The 1099-nt window shown below is 69.4% G+C and carries 1 protein-coding gene; it reads left to right on the forward strand.

What is annotated here, in order from left to right:
• The coding region (locus tag ABD259_RS25615) for an IS3 family transposase (protein WP_425573581.1) at nucleotides 1-1071 on the forward strand (1071 nt) is incomplete at its 5' end.
• Nucleotides 1072-1099: the final 28 nt, after the last annotated feature.

Raw genomic sequence — 1099 nt, forward strand, 5'->3', positions numbered from 1 at the left:
CTTGGACATGCTCTCCGAGAGCGCGGACTCTCCCGACAAGCCCGCCACGTGACCGAACAGGCCACCGCGGAACTGCGACCCATCACCGGAACCGCCGCCGCCTGCCGACTGACCGGCACCTCGCGGGCCACCCTGCACCGCCGCCGCAATCCCGCCCCACCGGCCCACGGCCCCCGCCGCGCCCACCCCTCACGCCTGAGCACGGCCGAGCGCGACGCGGTGCTCGCCGCCCTGCACAGCGACCGCTTCGCCGACAAATCCTGCGAGCAGGTCTGGGCCACCCTGCTCGACGAGGGCGTCTACCTGTGCTCGGTTGCGACGATGTACCGGCTGCTACGCGAACACGGCCAGGTCCGCCAGCGCCGCGCCCAGGCCCGCCACGCGCCCCGGACGCGCCCCGAGCTCACCGCCTATGGACCGTCCCAGGTGTGGTCCTGGGACATCACCAAGCTCAAAGGCCCCACCACCGGGGTGTACTTCGACCTGTATGTGATGCTGGACATCTTCTCCCGCAAGGCCGTGCACCACCGCGTGGAGCTCCGCGAGTCCGACACTCTGGCCGGCGAGTTCATCACCGACGCCGTCGCGGCCAACGGCGGGCTACTGCCCCGCAGTGTGCACGCGGATCGGGGCACGTCGATGACCTCGAAGAAGGTCGCGCACCTTCTCTCTGACCTGGGCGTGGAGCGCTCGCACTCACGGCCCAAGACCTCCAACGACAACCCGTTCTCCGAAGCGCAGTTCAAAACGCTCAAGTACTGTCCGGCGTTCCCGGAACGGTTCGCGAACCTGACCGACGCGCGCGCGTTCTGCGTGGCGTTCTTCGAGTACTACAACCACCGCCACCGCCATTCGGGGATCGGGTTCCACACCCCGGCCTCGGTGCACGACAACAGCGCCCACCAGGTCCAGCACGAGCGGACCCGGGTGCTCCAGGGCGCTTACGCCGCGAGCCCGCACCGGTTCCGATGGGTGCCCCTACCGCCGCCGCTGCCGGAGGCCGTCCACATCAACCCGCCCCGCCCCGAGGGCGAGGGCAGCAACTCCGACCTGGGAGAACACGCGGCATAGAACGTCTCAACTGATTTGACAGCTTCCG

It is taken from the genome of Nocardiopsis rhodophaea, assembly GCF_039530945.1.
Classification (GTDB): domain Bacteria; phylum Actinomycetota; class Actinomycetes; order Streptosporangiales; family Streptosporangiaceae; genus Nocardiopsis_C; species Nocardiopsis_C rhodophaea.